Annotated in this window: 16 protein-coding genes; 14 read left to right on the forward strand and 2 right to left on the reverse strand. The window is 42.8% G+C overall.

Going from position 1 to position 17,960, the window contains the following annotated elements:
- Positions 1-220: 220 nt before the first annotated feature.
- The 3 genes from cotE (at position 221) to mutL (ending at position 5,374) form a co-directional block, all read left to right on the forward strand.
- The gene (gene cotE, locus AC0OMA_RS09310) at positions 221-766 is read left to right on the forward strand and encodes an outer spore coat protein CotE (RefSeq protein ID WP_003231833.1); all 546 of its coding nucleotides are present in this window, start codon (positions 221-223) and stop codon (positions 764-766) included.
- A 132-nt stretch (positions 767-898) separates the two neighbouring features.
- Entirely contained in the window at positions 899-3,475 is a 2,577-nt protein-coding gene (mutS, locus tag AC0OMA_RS09315; protein WP_181219177.1) for a DNA mismatch repair protein MutS, read from the forward strand.
- Between the two features lie 15 nt (positions 3,476-3,490).
- Positions 3,491-5,374 (forward strand): DNA mismatch repair endonuclease MutL, encoded by a 1,884-nt coding sequence (mutL, locus tag AC0OMA_RS09320; RefSeq protein WP_015483240.1) that lies wholly within the window; start codon positions 3,491-3,493, stop codon positions 5,372-5,374.
- A gap of 399 nt (positions 5,375-5,773) precedes the next feature.
- Here mutL and AC0OMA_RS09325 read toward each other — a convergent pair whose 3' ends face one another.
- Both AC0OMA_RS09325 and AC0OMA_RS09330 read right to left on the reverse strand, forming a co-directional pair.
- The gene (locus tag AC0OMA_RS09325; RefSeq protein WP_015483241.1) at positions 5,774-6,229 is read right to left on the reverse strand and encodes a regulatory YrvL family protein; all 456 of its coding nucleotides are present in this window, start codon (positions 6,227-6,229) and stop codon (positions 5,774-5,776) included.
- A 154-nt stretch (positions 6,230-6,383) separates the two neighbouring features.
- Positions 6,384-6,941: a hypothetical protein gene (locus AC0OMA_RS09330; RefSeq protein WP_014476847.1), complete on the reverse strand. Its 558-nt coding sequence runs from the start codon at positions 6,939-6,941 to the stop codon at positions 6,384-6,386.
- Between the two features lie 120 nt (positions 6,942-7,061).
- Between AC0OMA_RS09330 and AC0OMA_RS09335 the strand changes: the two genes are divergently transcribed.
- The 11 genes from AC0OMA_RS09335 (at position 7,062) to AC0OMA_RS09385 (ending at position 17,917) form a co-directional block, all read left to right on the forward strand.
- Positions 7,062-7,664 (forward strand): TetR/AcrR family transcriptional regulator, encoded by a 603-nt coding sequence (locus AC0OMA_RS09335; protein ID WP_181219178.1) that lies wholly within the window; start codon positions 7,062-7,064, stop codon positions 7,662-7,664.
- 204 nt (positions 7,665-7,868) lie between these two features.
- On the forward strand, positions 7,869-8,546 hold the full coding sequence (locus AC0OMA_RS09340; RefSeq protein ID WP_217017808.1) for an MBL fold metallo-hydrolase: 678 nt from the start codon (positions 7,869-7,871) through the stop codon (positions 8,544-8,546).
- Positions 8,547-8,715: 169 nt separating this feature from the next.
- Positions 8,716-8,922, forward strand: coding sequence for a hypothetical protein (locus tag AC0OMA_RS09345; RefSeq protein ID WP_252494334.1), 207 nt, complete (start codon positions 8,716-8,718; stop codon positions 8,920-8,922).
- On the forward strand, positions 8,919-9,785 hold the full coding sequence (gene fabD / locus AC0OMA_RS09350; RefSeq protein WP_181219179.1) for an ACP S-malonyltransferase: 867 nt from the start codon (positions 8,919-8,921) through the stop codon (positions 9,783-9,785). Before AC0OMA_RS09345 ends, fabD (AC0OMA_RS09350) begins: the two co-directional genes overlap by 4 nt.
- Positions 9,786-10,288: 503 nt before the next feature.
- A complete protein-coding gene (locus tag AC0OMA_RS09355) occupies positions 10,289-11,263 on the forward strand; it encodes an acyltransferase domain-containing protein (RefSeq protein ID WP_474222057.1) in 975 nt (324 codons plus the stop codon).
- Positions 11,260-13,563 (forward strand): ACP S-malonyltransferase, encoded by a 2,304-nt coding sequence (fabD, locus tag AC0OMA_RS09360; protein WP_474222059.1) that lies wholly within the window; start codon positions 11,260-11,262, stop codon positions 13,561-13,563. The genes AC0OMA_RS09355 and fabD (AC0OMA_RS09360) overlap by 4 nt, the downstream gene beginning before the upstream one ends.
- Positions 13,564-13,624: 61 nt before the next feature.
- Positions 13,625-13,873 (forward strand): acyl carrier protein, encoded by a 249-nt coding sequence (locus AC0OMA_RS09365; protein WP_003231809.1) that lies wholly within the window; start codon positions 13,625-13,627, stop codon positions 13,871-13,873.
- Positions 13,851-15,098, forward strand: a complete 1,248-nt coding sequence (gene pksF, locus AC0OMA_RS09370; RefSeq protein ID WP_181219184.1) for a polyketide biosynthesis malonyl-ACP decarboxylase PksF — start codon at positions 13,851-13,853, stop codon at positions 15,096-15,098. The genes AC0OMA_RS09365 and pksF overlap by 23 nt, the downstream gene beginning before the upstream one ends.
- Positions 15,099-16,361 carry a polyketide biosynthesis 3-hydroxy-3-methylglutaryl-ACP synthase PksG gene (gene pksG / locus AC0OMA_RS09375; protein ID WP_015383707.1) on the forward strand — a complete coding sequence of 421 codons (1,263 nt, stop codon included), beginning with the start codon at positions 15,099-15,101 and terminating at the stop codon, positions 16,359-16,361.
- Positions 16,349-17,128 carry an enoyl-CoA hydratase/isomerase gene (locus AC0OMA_RS09380; RefSeq protein WP_015383708.1) on the forward strand — a complete coding sequence of 260 codons (780 nt, stop codon included), beginning with the start codon at positions 16,349-16,351 and terminating at the stop codon, positions 17,126-17,128. Before pksG ends, AC0OMA_RS09380 begins: the two co-directional genes overlap by 13 nt.
- A 39-nt stretch (positions 17,129-17,167) precedes the next feature.
- Complete coding sequence (locus AC0OMA_RS09385; protein WP_474222060.1) at positions 17,168-17,917, forward strand: polyketide synthase; 750 nt, start codon at positions 17,168-17,170, stop codon at positions 17,915-17,917.
- Positions 17,918-17,960 lie beyond the last annotated feature (43 nt).

Raw genomic sequence — 17,960 nt, forward strand, 5'->3', positions numbered from 1 at the left:
CGGTTATAAATGAACTAAATAATCTATGTACCAAATGTTCAATTTGTTTTTCTGTGCGCAGCCGCGTGTAAACTTTATCGCACTTATAAGTAAAGTTTCTAGGCACACCTGCATACAATGGAACAGAAACTTTGTATTTTTATATTTTATTTATAAAAATGCACACTAGACAAATGCCCAGCATAAGATAACACGAAGAAGAACAAGGAGGCATGCCGGAATGTCTGAATACAGGGAAATTATTACGAAGGCAGTAGTAGCGAAAGGCCGAAAATTCACCCAATGCACCAACACCATCTCGCCTGAGAAAAAACCGAGCAGCATTTTGGGTGGTTGGATTATTAACCACAAGTATGACGCTGAAAAAATTGGAAAAACGGTAGAAATTGAAGGGTATTATGATATAAACGTATGGTACTCTTACGCGGACAACACAAAGACAGAGGTTGTCACAGAACGGGTAAAATACGTAGATGTCATTAAACTCAGATACAGAGACAATAATTACTTAGATGATGAGCATGAAGTAATTGCCAAAGTGCTTCAGCAGCCAAACTGCCTTGAAGTGACCATTTCGCCGAATGGAAATAAAATCGTTGTGCAGGCAGAAAGAGAATTTTTGGCGGAAGTGGTAGGGGAAACAAAGGTAGTTGTTGAGGTCAATCCTGACTGGGAAGAGGACGACGAGGAAGATTGGGAAGATGAGCTTGATGAAGAGCTTGAAGACATCAACCCGGAGTTTTTAGTGGGAGATCCTGAAGAATAAAAAAGGGACTAGGGGAGACAGTACCCCCAAGTCTCTTTTTTATATTGATATATCATTCTTTTATCACTTTTTGTTTATGTTATAATGAAGGTTGGAAAATAGAAACGTTGATACATAGTGAGGGATTAAACAATGGCCGGTTATACGCCTATGATACAGCAATATTTAAAAATAAAGGCAGAGCACCAGGATGCCTTTTTATTTTTTCGCCTGGGTGATTTTTATGAAATGTTTTTTGAGGACGCCAAAAAAGCGTCACAAGAGCTGGAAATTACGTTAACGAGCAGAGATGGCGGTGCGGCTGAAAAAATACCGATGTGCGGTGTGCCGTATCATTCTGCTTCCGCGTATATCGAACAGCTTATTAAAAAAGGGTACAAAGTGGCAATCTGTGAACAAACGGAAGATCCGAAAGCCGCAAAGGGCGTTGTGAAAAGAGAAGTGGTTCAGCTGATTACGCCTGGAACTGTTATGGACGGCAAAGGCATCCATGAATCGGAAAATAACTTTATCGCATCTGTTTCAGCTTGCTCGAACGGATACGGACTTGCGCTGTCTGATTTAACAACGGGAGAAAATTTGGCTGTTCTGATTGAACGGCTTGAAGACGTCATATCAGAAATTTATTCAGTCGGCGCACGGGAAATCGTGGTTTCAGGAAGCTTGGATGCCGATACAGTGGCACAGCTGAGAGAGCGGTGCGGTGCAACGATTTCAATTGAAGACGGAGAAACAGACGAACACGTAACGATCATTGAGCACTTAAATAATGAAGATATAACAAAAACATTTATGCGCTTATATACGTATTTGAAAAGAACCCAAAAGCGCAGCCTTGATCATCTTCAGCCCGTGCAGGTGTATGAGCTTGAGGAAGCGATGAAAATTGACTTATACTCAAAGCGTAATCTGGAGCTGACCGAAACGATCCGTTCAAAAAATAAAAAAGGCTCCCTTTTGTGGCTGCTGGATGAAACAAAAACGGCAATGGGAGGCCGGCTGCTTAAACAGTGGATTGACCGGCCGCTTATCAGAGTCAATCAAATCGAAGAGCGCCAAGAAATGGTGGAAACATTGATGTCCCATTTCTTTGAACGGGAAGATCTGCGTGAACGTTTAAAAGAAGTATATGACTTAGAACGCCTTGCCGGCCGCGTTGCATTCGGAAATGTCAATGCCCGGGATTTGATTCAGCTGAAGGAATCGTTAAAGCAAGTTCCTGGCATCAAACAGCTGGTTGCTTCACTGGCTCATGACAAGGCCAAAGAACGTGCAGAGCGCATTGACCCTTGCGGGGACGTACTTGAACTGCTGGAAGAAGCGCTGTACGAAAACCCTCCTTTATCGGTAAAAGAAGGGAACCTGATTAAAGATGGTTATAATCAAAAGCTTGATGAATATCGTGATGCAAGCAGAAACGGAAAAGACTGGATTGCCCGCCTGGAACAGCAGGAGCGGGAATACACAGGCATTCGTTCTTTAAAGGTCGGCTTTAATAAAGTTTTCGGTTATTACATTGAAGTGACAAAAGCAAATTTGCACTTGCTTGAGGAAGGGCGTTATGAGCGGAAGCAGACGTTAACCAATGCAGAGCGCTACATTACACCTGAATTAAAAGAAAAAGAAGCGCTCATTTTAGAGGCGGAAAATAACATCTGTGAGCTGGAGTACGAGCTGTTTACCGAGCTGCGCGAGAAAGTGAAGCAGTATATTCCGCGGCTTCAGCAGCTTGCAAAACAGATGAGCGAGCTGGACGCACTGCAATGCTTTGCGACAATCAGTGAAAATCGTCACTACACGAAACCGGAGTTCTCTAAAGATGAAGTCGAAGTGATTGAAGGCAGACACCCGGTTGTTGAAAAAGTCATGGACAGCCAGGAATATGTCCCGAACAACTGTATGATGGGCGATAACAGACAAATGCTTCTCATTACAGGTCCAAACATGTCAGGGAAAAGCACGTATATGAGACAAATCGCGCTCATTTCCATTATGGCGCAAATCGGCTGCTTTGTACCCGCGAAAAAAGCGGTGCTTCCGATTTTTGATCAAATTTTTACACGAATCGGCGCTGCAGATGATTTGATTTCCGGACAAAGTACATTTATGGTAGAAATGCTTGAAGCGAAAAATGCGATTGTCAACGCGACGAAAAACAGCCTCATTCTGTTTGATGAAATCGGGCGGGGAACGTCCACTTATGACGGCATGGCGCTGGCACAGGCGATTATTGAATATGTTCACGATCATATCGGCGCCAAGACGCTGTTCAGCACACACTATCACGAGCTGACCGTTCTTGAGGACAAGCTGCCCCAGCTGAAAAACGTTCATGTTCGCGCTGAAGAATATAACGGAACGGTTGTCTTTCTTCATCAAATTAAAGAAGGTGCCGCTGATAAAAGCTATGGTATCCATGTAGCTCAGCTTGCCGAACTGCCGGGAGATCTGATTGCACGCGCTCAAGATATTTTAAAAGAGCTTGAGCATTCAGGAAACAAACCGGAAGTGCCGATGCAGAAGCCTCAGGTGAAAGAAGAGCCGGCACAGCTGTCCTTTTTTGGCGAAGCGGAAAAGCCGGCTGAAACACCAAAGCTTTCAAAAAAAGAAAAGCAAGTGATCGATGCTTTCAAATCACTTAATATACTGGATATGACACCGCTTGAAGCGATGAATGAAATGTACAAGCTGCAAAAGAAATTACATTAAAACGGGGTGATGAATGTGGCAAAAGTCATCCAGCTGTCAGATGAGCTTTCAAATAAAATAGCGGCGGGCGAGGTTGTGGAACGGCCCGCCTCAGTCGTCAAAGAATTGGTGGAAAATGCGATCGACGCTGACAGCACAGTCATTGAAATCGATATTGAGGAAGCAGGACTTGCATCCATTCGGGTTTTGGATAACGGCGAAGGAATGGAGAATGAAGATTGCAAGCGTGCTTTCCGCCGCCACGCAACGAGTAAAATAAAAGATGAAAATGATTTATTCAGGGTGAGAACGCTCGGTTTCAGGGGAGAAGCCCTGCCGAGTATCGCGTCAGTCTCTCATCTGGAGATTACAACAAGCACTGGTGAAGGAGCTGGGACGAAGCTCGTCCTCCAAGGAGGAAACATCATTTCCGAATCGCGTTCCTCAAGCAGGAAGGGAACTGAAATTGTCGTTTCCAACCTGTTTTTTAACACACCGGCCCGTTTGAAATATATGAAAACCGTTCATACAGAGCTTGGAAACATTACAGATGTGGTGAACCGTATTGCTCTGGCGCATCCAGAGGTATCGATCCGCCTGCGCCATCATGGGAAAAACCTGCTTCAAACGAACGGAAACGGAGATGTGCGCCATGTACTGGCAGCGATTTACGGCACGGCTGTCGCCAAAAAAATGCTCCCGCTGCATGTGAGCTCCTTGGATTTTGAAGTAAAGGGATATATCGCCCTCCCAGAGATTACACGGGCGTCGAGAAACTATATGTCGTCTGTGGTCAATGGCCGTTACATTAAAAATTTCCCGCTCGTCAAAGCGGTTCATGAAGGCTATCATACGCTTCTGCCGATCGGACGCCATCCGATTACTTTTATAGAAATTACGATGGACCCGATTTTAGTCGATGTCAACGTGCATCCATCGAAGCTTGAGGTCCGGCTCAGCAAGGAAACAGAGCTTCATGACTTAATACGTGACGGAATTAAAGATGTGTTTAAACAGCAGCAGCTGATTCCGAGTGCCCAGCTCCCGAAAAAATCGGCACCTGTAATCAAAAATGAGCAGCAGTTCATAACCTTTGATGAAAAGCCTGCGGAAAAAAAAGTTCCGGAAAAATCGACTGCGTCATCTTATTCACCAATGAAGCTCAGTTCAGTCGTAAAAGAGCCGCTTGATGCGGAGGAAGAATTGCCTCCTCTCCAATTTGATGCTCCTCCTATCGTTGATCAGGAACAAACCCTTGAGGTGTCCGATGTTTCAGCAGAAGAGCCTGAAACATTTGAGCAGGAATGCCATGAGGAACAGCAGCAGCCAGCGTCTGAGCGGGTTCCGATTATGTACCCGATCGGCCAGATGCACGGGACTTATATATTGGCACAAAACGAAAACGGCCTGTATATTATCGACCAGCACGCCGCCCAAGAACGTATTAAATATGAGTACTTCCGTGAAAAGGTGGGGGAGGTTGAGCCTGAGGTGCAGGATATGATTGTACCGCTGACGTTCCACTACTCCACAAATGAGGCTTTGATTATTGAACAGCACAAACAAGAGCTCGAAAGCGTGGGTGTCTTTTTAGAGTCATTCGGCTCTAACAGTTACATCGTCCGCTGCCACCCGGCCTGGTTTCCAAAGGGAGAAGAAGCAGAGCTCATAGAAGAAATCATTCAGCAGGTGCTCGACTCCAAAAATATAGATATTAAAAAACTCCGCGAGGAAGCGGCGATTATGATGAGCTGCAAAGGCTCCATCAAAGCAAATCGCCACCTCAGAAACGACGAAATCAAAGCGCTTCTGGACGACCTCCGAAGCACATCAGACCCATTTACATGCCCGCACGGCCGCCCGATCATCATACACCATTCCACTTATGAGATGGAAAAGATGTTCAAACGCGTGATGTAGCGGGGGTGGTAAGCATTGATCCATTCTCTGAATGGATCAATGCTTTTTTTGTACTCCTTCGAGTGTCAGATTATAAGAAACGGTTGTAAACGTGTGAGCAGTGTTAACGCATTATACTTCATGGTTCCTCCGTATAACAAAATTTCCATTTACAGTCAATTGGGATTAATGTATATTTTGAGTGAGGAGGTGGAAACATATGGCATGTGGTCCGAAGATCATTATCTTTTTGGATGAACTTGATGATCCGAATGTAAGAATCATTTTAGAATGCAGAATTTAAATTACAACATTGTGTTTTGCTTCCTGTTCGTGTGAACAGGGAGTTTTTTTCGTTTATATAACTGGTGATGTCCAAATATAAGGTGTTATGAATTCTCCATATCTGCCATCGGCATTTTAAGCTGCTTCTCCATTAGGCTGGTCATCAAAAGCAAGTTCAGTGAAAGCCATCACTGCTGATATCACAACAAGCAAGATATCTGGAATATAAATAGACTGCATAAAGTAATCTGCAAAACAGATCGTTATAAGATTGCTGATAAAATACAGTATAAAAGCAAAAAGTGCAGTCTTTTTCAATGAAAGTGATTTTGCCAAAATGATAGAGATAATCTTTGTGAGTGGGTCTATAATTAAACCTGCAGCAAAGCAGGCTAAAATAAATAAAGCTAATGTTTGATTGGAAGCGTATGTGATGCCCAGTATAGAGAATAAGCCTTTCATTCCGAAGAAAAAGCCGCCGAAGATGACTGCAAGCGCAATGGCCGCGATAAAAGTGATAGATACAATTCCGATTAATTTTGATCTCAGGTTAAAATCTTTAGAGTGCTCGTTCTGTTCTTTTTGGTTCAAGTATGACACTCCCTTCACCTGCTTACTCATACAAACAGTTACCCTTGAATCAGCCCAAAATATCTATAAGTCTGTTTTCTAACGAAAATAGTATAGCATATTTTAACAAAACCAAAAAAGGCTCCTTCCACTGGGGAAGGGCCTTTTCATCATGTTAACTCCTGAGATTCGCCGAAGCTTTCTCTTTTTTTGGCCAAATAAAATAGCTGGCTGTAATGAGAAAGTCAATGCCTATAATGACAGTCCACAGTTTAAGAATGCCGCTCAATGCCTCGGTTCGGGCATAGTCATTGATAAAATAGATCATCCCTGCCAATAGTCCCGCACCAATTAAGTAGGCCAGCACATGTCTTAGCCAGCCTTTCGCACCGTGTTTGGCATGATCCATTCCAAAACGTTTCAGCGGTTTTGCGCCTTTTTTTGTCACATAATATTGAAATTTTTCATCTGCCCATTGAATCATTTGTTTCCCATAAGCGATCGATATACCGATGTAAACAGCTGCAATTCCATGGGCTGCGGTCGCTGAGGCTCCGCGGTAAAGGTCCACACCAGTTGCCGCTAACAAGATCAAATCAATAACTGGAGTTAAGGCAAGGAATAGCAGTCCTAATGTATGTCGTTTGAATACGTAGCGTACAGCAAGCCCCAAAACAATGACAACCCAAAACGCAATTTCACAGAAAACAATCATCCATGCGATACCGTTCAATCCATTCCCCTCTTTTCAATACAGTTGTATTATTTAAATAATATGTTACCATCTTTGTTTTTGTAACACAACTGTATTATAAAAATTGCTCTCTCATTTTTTTCTTGTTACAATAAAGCTATGCCAAAACAAATTGACCATGAGAAAAGAAGAAAACAAATTGCAGAAGCAACGTGGCGCGTCATTTTAGAACGAGGAATGGAGGGAGCATCAGCCAGAAACATTGCAAAGGAAGCAGGATTGTCATTAGGTGCGCTGCGCCATTATTTCTCTACACAGGATGAATTGCTTGCTTTTGCAATGAAACTTGTCCAAGAAAAGGTGACGGACCGAATTAAGGACATTGCAGTGAGGGATTTGCTCCCTAAGGAAAAAGTGTTGCAAATTTTGCTTGAAATGGTCCCAACGAATGAAGAAACGATTAGAGAGATGGAGGTTTGGTTTGCTTTTACTGCTTACGCCAGACATAAAAAGGATATGTTTGATGCGAATCATGACGGGATTTTCAGCGGCATGCGGAATCTGATTGCCTATTTAGATGAATCCGATTTACTGAAGCAGAATGCTGATAAAGATATTGAAGCTGAGAGACTTTACGCGCTTGTTGACGGCTTGGCTTTACATGCCATGCTTGACCCTGTGCGAGTGAATGAAGACCGAATTAAGCGGGTCATTATGCAGCATGTAGAGTCAATTTGCGTGGAAGATACACGTGAGACATAAAAACGACATCCTTAAGGCACTAGTGCGAAAAGCGATTCTTGTTGGGCATGCGTCCAAAAGAGTCGCTTTTTTATATTCAAAGAACAAGGATCTCTGAAAAAAATGGAAAACAATCATGCTGTTTGGTAAAGTGGAATGAAAGACGGACTGAGGGATGAACACTGGTCCATCGTTTAAGAACTTTACATGATAGGGATGGTATAAATGAATCTTACTTACAAGGTGCATCCAATTAAAACAAGGTATCAGGGCTGGACGAATTATTGCTATATCATTGAAGATATTGTAAGCAGATCTGCAATTGTTGTTGATCCCTCATGGGAATTGAGTAAGATAACCACTACACTTTCTGAACTCGAAGTGGAATTAAAGGCAGTCGCATTGACACACTCTCATTATGATCATGTAAATCTGGTAGACCCGCTGACGAAGATGTTTAACGCTCAAGTTTATATGTCGAAAAAAGAAATTGATTATTATCAATTCCGATGCAGAAATTTAATTAGCCTAGATGATCATCAGACGATCAGCATAGGAAACACAAGAGCACAATGCCTTCTCACACCGGGGCATACAGCCGGCGGAATGTGTTATTTGTTTTCTGAGAGTATTTTTACCGGAGATACGGTGTTTACAGAAGGGTGCGGCATATGTGAGGATGATGGCAGCTCTGCGGAAGAGATGTTTGATAGTATTCAAAGAATAAAGTCGGAGGTTTCACCCCATGTACGGGTGTATCCTGGTCACTCATTTGGCAAATCGCCCGGCCATTCGATAAAGGATCTTTATCAGCATAATATTTACTTTCAAATTGATAAGAAAGAATATTTTGTGAAATTTCGCACTCGTAAAAACCAAAAAGGTATTTTTGATTTTAAATAATCCTTCTGAATCTATTGTCCTATTTTTCTTCGAATATCTAAATGATTTTTATTTTCGAAAATGATTACATAGAAGGTGTTATTTATTTTGAAAACTCATTTGAAAGAAAATGAAGCGCATTATCATGATATGGCGCCCTATACGTAATCCGGGTCTTTTTTCTTAAGTTCTGTTATATCTCCTGATCCTTTATTCCTCAATGGAAAAAAGCAGAAAAACAATCGAGCAAACTGTAGGAAAAATTAACTTGACGGATAATATTTACAGAGGTTACCATCAACATGAACATGCTACTATTTATCCGGTCATCACTATTATAAAATCATACAGAAGTGAAACACATCTACTAATCGGAAGGGTGGCTTTGAGAGAATGATCACATATGTTTTTCCAGGTCAGGGTTCACAAAAACAGGGAATGGGCAGCGGCCTATTCGATGAATTTAAAGAACTGACGGATCAGGCAGATGAGATCTTAGGATATTCAATCAAACGTCTTTGCCTGGAAAATCCTTATTCCAATTTAAACAAAACGCAATTTACTCAGCCGGCGTTATATGTGGTAAACGCACTAAGCTATCTGAAAAAAATCAAGGATGAAGAAGTTAAACCTGACTTTGTCGCCGGGCACAGCTTGGGTGAATACAATGCATTATTTGCGGCTGAAGCCTTTGATTTTGAGACAGGTTTACAGCTTGTCAGAAAAAGAGGCGAACTGATGAGTCTGATAAGCAACGGCGGTATGGCAGCTGTTATGGGACTAAATGAAGAGCAGGTTGCAAAGGCTCTGAAAGAATATCATTTACATGATGTTGATATCGCTAATGTGAATGCCCCATATCAAATTGTAATTTCAGGAAAAAAAGATGAGATTGAAAAAGCCGCATCTCTTTTTGAAGCGATGACTGAAGTTACAATGGTACTCCCCTTAAACGTAAGCGGCGCGTTTCATTCCCGATACATGAATAAGGCAAAAGAAGAATTTGAGGAGTTCCTTCATGCCTTTTATTTTTCGCCTCCGTCTATCCCGGTTATTTCTAATGTGTATGCCAAACCGTATACATACGAATTCATGAAACAGACGCTGGCTGATCAAATTAATCATTCAGTGAAATGGACTGACAGCATAAGATACTTAATGAAAAAAGGCCATATGGAGTTTGAGGAGGTAGGGCCTGGAAATGTTTTAACTGGGTTAATTCATCGCATAAAGAAAGATGCGGAAGCAATGCCACGCTAAAGCATTTGCTCCTATGGCCATGTATCTCATCAATCAGGTCTAAACACAGATTTCCTTTCATTTAAGGTATAAAGTTTTAAAGATTCAATCGTTCGATTGACACTGTTTCTAATTGAATAACTTTATATACTGTTACATAAAGAGGCTGATAAATTAAGTTAGACATTTGAACTATGTCAGCCGGTCTGTCAAACCATCGCTCCCACATCTAGATGGTCCATTTTTTAACCGCACCCACCAATCATAGAGTCGATGTTCTTTGCTGATCCTGTTATCATGTTACATCAATTTTGAGATATCAACATACATCTACGATCACGTCATAAATGAACCACATCCAGAGCACCAATAGCAATCCTTCCAAGTTGAATCTCCTTTACTTTTTTACATATGTCTTTTCCATTTATTAATTTCATTTCAATCGCTGCTATGTGCTTTTACAACATACATGAAAATAAGAAATCCAATAGCCGTCAAAAATATAAAAAAAGAAGGTTATACACATGAATGAACCGCTTGTTTTTATGTTTTCCGGGCAAGGTTCCCAATACTATCACATGGGGAAAGAACTATTTAAGGAAAATACCGTGTTTCGCCAATCAATGCTTGAAATGGATGCCATTGCAGCACGGCGAATCGGCACATCCATTGTTGAAGAAATCTACCATCAAGATAAACGTGTGTCAGATCCGTTTGACAGTATTCTTTTTTCCCACCCCGCCATTTTTATGATTGAGTATTCCTTATATAAGGTTTTGGAAGACAGGGGAATTTATCCTGATTACGTATTGGGATCAAGTCTGGGAGAATTCGCAGCAGCGGCAGTTTCTGGTGTGTCAGACGCAGAGGATATACTGGATTGCATACTAGAACAGGCTATTATCATCCAAAATTCCTGTGATAAAGGAAAAATGGTGGCCATTCTGGACAAACCGCAATTGCTGAATGATTATCCGCAACTGTTTGGAAATAGTGAACTCATTTCTATCAATTATGATTCGCACTTCGTCATTTCTGGTGAAGAAGATCATATAAGGAAGATTATGGAGGATTTAAAAGAGAAGCAGATTCTTTGCCAGCTGCTTCCTGTGTCCTATGCCTTTCATTCTTCGCTTATTGATCCGGCAGAGAGTGCCTATGCAGAATTTTTAAGATCAAAATCTTTTAAAAAACCGTCAATACCGATTGTATCGAGCTTAACGGGAAGCTGCCTTCACGTAATGGACGAGAATTTCTTTTGGAATGCGGTCAGAAAGCCAATGTTGTTTCGTGAAGCGATTCGATATTTGGAAAGCCAGCATACATGCAAGTTTATCGATTTAGGGCCATCCGGCACCTTAGCTGCTTTTGTGAAACAGCTGATTCCGAGTGATTCAGCTGACCGTTGCTGCTCAATCATAACACCATTTCATCAGGAGCTGAAAAATCTGAATACGGTTGAGTATTTCCGTACACCAGAAAGGAAGTTTACAAGATGATTACATATGTCTTTCCGGGGCAAGGCTCCCAGCAAAAGGGGATGGGACAAGGGCTATTTGAACAATATCAGCATTTGACTGATCAAGCAGATCAAATATTGGGCTATTCAATAGAGAAGCTATGTACCGAAAAATCATATCTGGATGTAAATCATACTGAATACACGCAGCCGGCTTTGTACGTTGTTAATGCACTCAGTTACTTGAAGAAAGTGGAGGAGACCGGCAGAAAACCTGATTTTGCGGCAGGACATAGCTTAGGAGAATACAATGCGCTGATGGCAGCCGGTGCATTTGATTTTGAAACCGGATTAAGGCTCGTCAAAAAAAGAGGAGAATTGATGGGACGAATTACAGGGGGCGGAATGGCTGCTGTGATCGGCCTGAGTAAGGAACAAGTTACAGCCGTTTTAGAAGAGCACTGTCTTCATGACATTGATGTGGCAAATGAAAATACGCCCCGGCAAATTGTGATTTCTGGCCCGAAAAAAGAGATTGAAAAAGCTCGGGCTATTTTTGAAAACACTAAGGATGTAATGCTGTTTCATCCATTAAATGTGAGCGGAGCTTTTCATTCCAGATATATGAATGAAGCCAAACAGGTATTTAAGCAATATATTGACTCATTCCAGTTTGCACCTTTGGCGATCCCGGTTATCTCCAATGTCTACGCAGAGCCATACCATCAAGACAGATTAAAAGATACATTATCTGAACAAATGGACAACACAGTGAAATGGACGGACAGCATTCGTTTCCTGATGGGAAGAGGAGAAATGGAGTTTGAAGAGATTGGGCCTGGAGCTGTTTTAACCGGTCTCATTCATCGGATTAAAAATGAAGCTGAACCATTGACATATATACCGAAAAAGAACCCCGCGATCAGTGCGCATCTAAAGGAGCAACGCAATGTTCAAGCTGGGATTACGGCAGAATCTTTAGGAAGTGCTGAATTTAAACAAGATTATCATCTTACATATGCTTATCTTGCAGGCGGAATGTACCGCGGCATTGCTTCGAAAGAAATGGTAGTAAAGCTGTCAAGAGCGGGAATGATGGGGTTCTTTGGCACAGGAGGTCTGAGCCTGAAAGAGGTTGAAGATGCGATCCATGCTATACAAGGTGAATTAGGGAAAGGACAAGCCTACGGCATCAATCTGGTCCACAATATGAAACATACTGAATCAGAAGAAAAAATGATCGATCTTTTATTGAGGAATCAAGTGAGCATTGTGGAAGCTTCAGCATTTTTAAGTGTCACTCCCGCATTAGTAAGGTACCGCGCAAAAGGAGTGAAACGAAATCAAAATGGTGACGTTATATGCTCAAATCGTCTCATAGCAAAAATATCACGGCCGGAAGTTGCAGAATCATTTCTGAGTCCTGCGCCTGAGAATATGCTGCAAAAGCTTTTAGGAGAAAATAAAATCACTATGAACGAAGCTGAGTTGTTGCGGTGCATTCCGATGGCCGACGATATTTGTGTAGAAGCTGATTCAGGCGGTCATACAGATGGCGGTGTAGCATACAGCCTGATGCCGGCGATGACATCTTTAAGAGATGAAATGATGAAAAAATATCAATACCGGAAAAAAATAAGAGTTGGTGCAGCTGGAGGAATTGGAACACCTGAGGCAGCGATGGCGGCTTTTATGCTAGGAGCTGATTTTATTCTAACAGGCTCAATCAATCAATGTACGGTTGAGGCGGCAACAAGTGATAAAGTAAAGGATTTGCTTCAGCAGATGAATGTACAAGATACAGCCTATGCGCCTGCAGGTGATATGTTTGAATCGGGCAGTAAAGTGCAGGTGCTAAAGAAAGGCGTGTTCTTTCCCGCACGGGCAAACAAGTTATATGAACTGTATCAGCGGTATGGGTCTATACGTGAGCTGGATGCAAAGATGCTGGCCCAGCTTGAGGAGAAATACTTTAAACGCAGTATAGAAGACATATATAAAGATATTGCATTGCATTATCCCGCTGCAGACATTGAGAAGGCTGAACAAAATCCGAAGCATAAAATGGCTTTGATTTTTCGATGGTATTTCAGATACAGCTCAAAATTGGCAATCAGCGGAAGCGAACATTCGAAGGTCGATTATCAAATTCACTGCGGTCCCGCGCTGGGAGCCTTTAATCAATGGGTCAAAGGATCGCAATTAGAAAATTGGCGAAACCGCCATGTGGATGAAATCGGGAAAAAATTAATGACAGAAACGGCAGTATTGCTTCATGAACGGATGCAATCGATGTATCAGCCGTCGCATGAAACAGACAACATAAAAATAAAAGTTTGAATATTATGAAAATATACCTATAAAAATCATTAAAATAATCCCTTGAAGGAGAGAGCGCATTATGGATAAGCAGAGAATCTTTGAAGTACTAATCACCAATATTTGCGAGGTGCTTCCTGAATTAGACGGACACAGATTTGAGCCTGAAGATCAGTTAGTTGAGTTAGGAGCTGACTCTGTAGACAGAGCTGAAATTATCACGATGGTGCTAGAGGATTTATCGTTAAAAATCCCTCGCATTGAGCTATCCGGGGTGAAAAACATCGGTGAATTAGCTGAGGTGCTTTATGACAAAGTGCAATCTGCCTGAGGTGGTGGTGACCGGTGTAGGCGTCACGGCCTCTATCGGTCAAGGGAAAGAGGACTTTGCTTCCTCGCTCTTGTCCGGCAGACATGCCTTTGATGTCATGAAGCGTTCAGGCAGACAAAAAGACAGCCGGTTTATCGGAGCCGAAATTGCGTCATTGTCTTATCCTGACCGACTCTCTAAAAAAATGTTGCGAAAAGCATCATTTTCCAGCCGCGCTGCATTGGTAACTCTCACAGAGGCTTGGGAGGAGGCTGAATTGGACGATTCAGATTCCTCACGTATCGGACTGGTTGTTGGCGGGTCAAATTTTCAGCAGAGAGAAAACTTTGAAGTTTATGAAAGGTATCAAGACCGCTCCGGTTTTATTTCTCCGGCGTATGGCCTGTCTTTCATGGACAGCGATCTTTGCGGGATATGTACAGATCAGTTTGGCATCACGGGATTAGCATATACGGTGGGAGGAGCCTCGGCCAGCGGCCAGTTAGCAGTCATTCATGCAATTCAGCAAGTCCTGTCAGGCGAAGTTGATACTTGCATAGCACTTGGTGCTTTAATGGATCTTTCTTATATGGAATGCGAGGCGCTAAGGGCTTTAGGCGCTATGGGGACGGACAAATATGCTGATGAACCTGAAAAAGCGTGCCGTCCCTTCGATCAAAACAGAGACGGGTTTATCTATGGAGAATCGTGCGGTGCATTGGTAATAGAACGAAAGGAGACGGCTTTACGAAGAGGTCTCAAACCTTATGCAGCATTGTCTGGCTGGTCAATCAAACTGGACGGAAACCGGAATCCTGATCCTTCATTAGAAGGAGAGATTCATGTCATCCAGAAGGCACTGGAGCGTGCCAGGCTTTTACCAGAAGATATTGATTATATTAACCCTCATGGAACAGGCTCTTTTATTGGAGATGAAATAGAATTAAAGGCGCTCCGTGCATGCCGGCTTTCCCATGCTTATATCAATGCAACAAAATCGATAACCGGACACGGGCTTAGTGCGGCGGGCATCGTAGAGATTATTTCTGTTTTGCTGCAAATGAAAAAATCTGCCCTGCATCCGAGCCGGAATTTGGATCATCCAATCAATGATTCTTTTCATTGGGTAAATGAGAAATCGATTTCATACCGCATCAAAAATGCGCTGAGCTTAAGCATGGGGTTTGGCGGAATGAACACCGCGGTTTGTATACAAAACATTGAGAAATGTGGAGGCGAATCATAAATGGTTTCAGCCGGAATAGAAGCGATGAATGTCTTTGGCGGAACGGCATACCTTGATGTCATGGAGCTGGCCAAATACAGACACTTGGATACTGCGAGATTTGAAAACTTATTAATGAAAGAAAAAGCGGTAGCACTGCCTTATGAAGATCCCGTGACCTTCGGAGTCAATGCAGCTAAGCCGATTATTGATGCTTTATCTGAAGCAGAGAAGGACCGGATTGAATTGCTGATCACTTGCTCTGAATCCGGGATCGACTTTGGGAAATCGTTAAGTACATATATCCATGAATATTTAGGTCTCAACCGCAACTGCCGTTTGTTTGAGGTTAAACAGGCGTGTTATTCAGGGACAGCGGGATTTCAGATGGCGGTGAATTTTATATTATCCCAGACCTCTCCGGGTGCCAAAGCACTGGTTATCGCCAGTGATATTTCACGTTTTTTAATCGCTGAGGGCGGAGACGCTTTAAGCGAAGATTGGTCTTATGCGGAACCGAGCGCCGGAGCGGGAGCGGTGGCCGTTTTAGTTGGCGAAAATCCCGAGGTGTTTCAAATAGATCCCGGAGCAAATGGTTATTACGGCTATGAAGTGATGGACACGTGCCGCCCCATTCCCGACAGTGAAGCGGGAGATTCTGATCTGTCTTTAATGTCATATTTGGATTGCTGCGAACAGACTTTTCTGGAATATCAAAAGCGTGTACCGGGTGCCAATTATCAGGACACGTTTCAATATCTTGCTTATCATACGCCCTTTGGCGGGATGGTGAAAGGTGCGCACCGGACAATGATGCGTAAGGTGGCGAAGGTGAAAACCTCTGGGATTGAGCCGGATTTTTTAACTCGTGTAAAACCAGGTTTAAACTACTGTCAACGGGTTGGAAATATTATGGGGGCAGCCTTGTTTCTGGCATTGGCCAGCACGATAGACCAAGGGAGATTTGATACGCCTAAACGAATTGGCTGTTTTTCCTACGGATCCGGCTGCTGTTCTGAATTTTACAGCGGAATTACAACTCCGCAAGGCCAGGAGCGTCAGCGAACATTTGGTATTGAGAAGCATTTGGACCGCCGCTATCAGCTCTCCATGGAAGAGTATGAGCTGCTGTTTAAGGGGAGCGGGATGGTGCGGTTTGGGACGCGCAATGTAAAGCTGGACTTTGAGATGATACCGGGCATCATGCAGTCCACTCAAGAGAAACCGCGCTTGTTTTTAGAAGAAATTTCTGAGTTTCATCGGAAGTACAGGTGGATCTCGTGACCTATCAAACGATAAAGGTCCGCTTTCAAGCGTCGGTTTGCTATATTACCTTTCACCGTCCTGAAGCGAATAATACGATTAATGACACGCTGATAGAAGAATGCTTGCAAGTGTTAAACCAATGTGAAACATCAACGGTGACGGTTGTCGTTTTAGAGGGGCTTCCCGAGGTGTTTTGTTTCGGAGCTGATTTTCAAGAAATCTATCAGGAAATGAAAAGGGGCAGAAAACAGGCAAGCTCCCAAGAGCTTCTCTATGATTTGTGGCTGAAATTGCAGACCGGTCCTTACGTCACGATATCTCATGTCAGGGGAAAAGTGAATGCAGGCGGTCTTGGATTCGTATCTGCCACAGATATTGCCATTGCTGATCAGACGGCGTCATTCAGTCTCTCTGAGCTGCTATTCGGCCTTTACCCTGCTTGTGTTTTACCGTTTCTGATCCGCCGTATCGGCTGGCAGAAAGCGCATTATATGACGCTTATGACAAAGCCGATTTCCGTTCAGGAAGCCAGTGAATGGGGGTTAATAGATGCTTTTGATGCTGAAAGTGACGTGCTGCTGAGAAAGCATTTATTGCGTTTGCGGAGGCTGAATAAAAAAGGAATCGCACATTATAAACAGTTTATGAGCTCACTTGATCATCAAGTCAGTCGTGCGAAAGCCACCGCTTTAACTGCAAATCAAAACATGTTTTCTGATCCTCAAAACCAAATGGGAATCATCAGGTATGTTGAAACAGGGCAATTCCCATGGGAGGATCAGTAACCGTTTAAAAATGACAATCAGAACCGTTAGGAGGACATCATGACGCATTCTGTTGTAGAGCTTATCGAAATTGATTCCGCCATTATTCAGGTAAAGATGCAAGATCGCACTCATAAAAACGCGTTTTCACAAGAACTTACAGACGGTTTAATTCAAGCGTTTGAATACATACGGCAGAACCCCAAATACAAAGCGGTCATTTTGACAGGATATGATAATTATTTTGCTTCAGGGGGAACGCAAGAAGGACTGCTTCGAATTCAGCAGGGATTGACCAAGTTCACTGATGACAATCTTTATTCTCTGGCGCTGGATTGTGAGATTCCAGTTATTGCGGCAATGCAGGGCCATGGAATTGGAGGCGGCTTTGTCATGGGGCTCTTTGCTGACATAGTCATTCTGAGCAGAGAAAGCGTGTATACGGCTAATTTTATGAAATACGGATTTACGCCTGGAATGGGCGCTACCTTTATCGTTCCTAAAAAACTGGGTTTCAGCCTGTCCCAGGAAATATTATTGAATGCGTGCAGCTACCGCGGAGCTGATCTTGAAAAAAGAGGGGTTCCTTTTAAGGTGCTGCCCCGTGCAGAAGTGTTAGATTATGCAGTGGAGCTGGCGCAAGAACTGGCGGAAAAGCCGAGAAACTCACTGGTCACACTGAAAGATCATTTGGTTGCCCCGCTTCGCGATCAGCTGCCGCGCGTCATTGAACAGGAATTGATGATGCATGAGAAAACATTTCATCATGAAGAAGTCAAAAGTAGAATCAAAGGTTTATATGGTAATTAACTGAAAATATATATAAATTTTGCAGGTGAAATGGAGGCAGCGT

The organism is Bacillus sp. AMCV2 (assembly GCF_056033925.1).

What these genes read in the sequence shown, in the direction of transcription:
- cotE (WP_003231833.1), top strand. Translation starts at nt 221, where the DNA reads ATGTCTGAATACAGGGAAATTATTACGAAGGCAGTAGTAGCGAAAGGC.
- mutS (WP_181219177.1), top strand. Translation starts at nt 899, where the DNA reads ATGGCCGGTTATACGCCTATGATACAGCAATATTTAAAAATAAAGGCA.
- AC0OMA_RS09335 (WP_181219178.1), top strand. Translation starts at nt 7,062, where the DNA reads ATGCCAAAACAAATTGACCATGAGAAAAGAAGAAAACAAATTGCAGAA.
- AC0OMA_RS09340 (WP_217017808.1), top strand. Translation starts at nt 7,869, where the DNA reads ATGAATCTTACTTACAAGGTGCATCCAATTAAAACAAGGTATCAGGGC.
- fabD (WP_181219179.1), top strand. Translation starts at nt 8,919, where the DNA reads ATGATCACATATGTTTTTCCAGGTCAGGGTTCACAAAAACAGGGAATG.
- AC0OMA_RS09355 (WP_474222057.1), top strand. Translation starts at nt 10,289, where the DNA reads ATGAATGAACCGCTTGTTTTTATGTTTTCCGGGCAAGGTTCCCAATAC.
- fabD (WP_474222059.1), top strand. Translation starts at nt 11,260, where the DNA reads ATGATTACATATGTCTTTCCGGGGCAAGGCTCCCAGCAAAAGGGGATG.
- AC0OMA_RS09365 (WP_003231809.1), top strand. Translation starts at nt 13,625, where the DNA reads ATGGATAAGCAGAGAATCTTTGAAGTACTAATCACCAATATTTGCGAG.
- pksF (WP_181219184.1), top strand. Translation starts at nt 13,851, where the DNA reads ATGACAAAGTGCAATCTGCCTGAGGTGGTGGTGACCGGTGTAGGCGTC.
- pksG (WP_015383707.1), top strand. Translation starts at nt 15,099, where the DNA reads ATGGTTTCAGCCGGAATAGAAGCGATGAATGTCTTTGGCGGAACGGCA.
- AC0OMA_RS09385 (WP_474222060.1), top strand. Translation starts at nt 17,168, where the DNA reads ATGACGCATTCTGTTGTAGAGCTTATCGAAATTGATTCCGCCATTATT.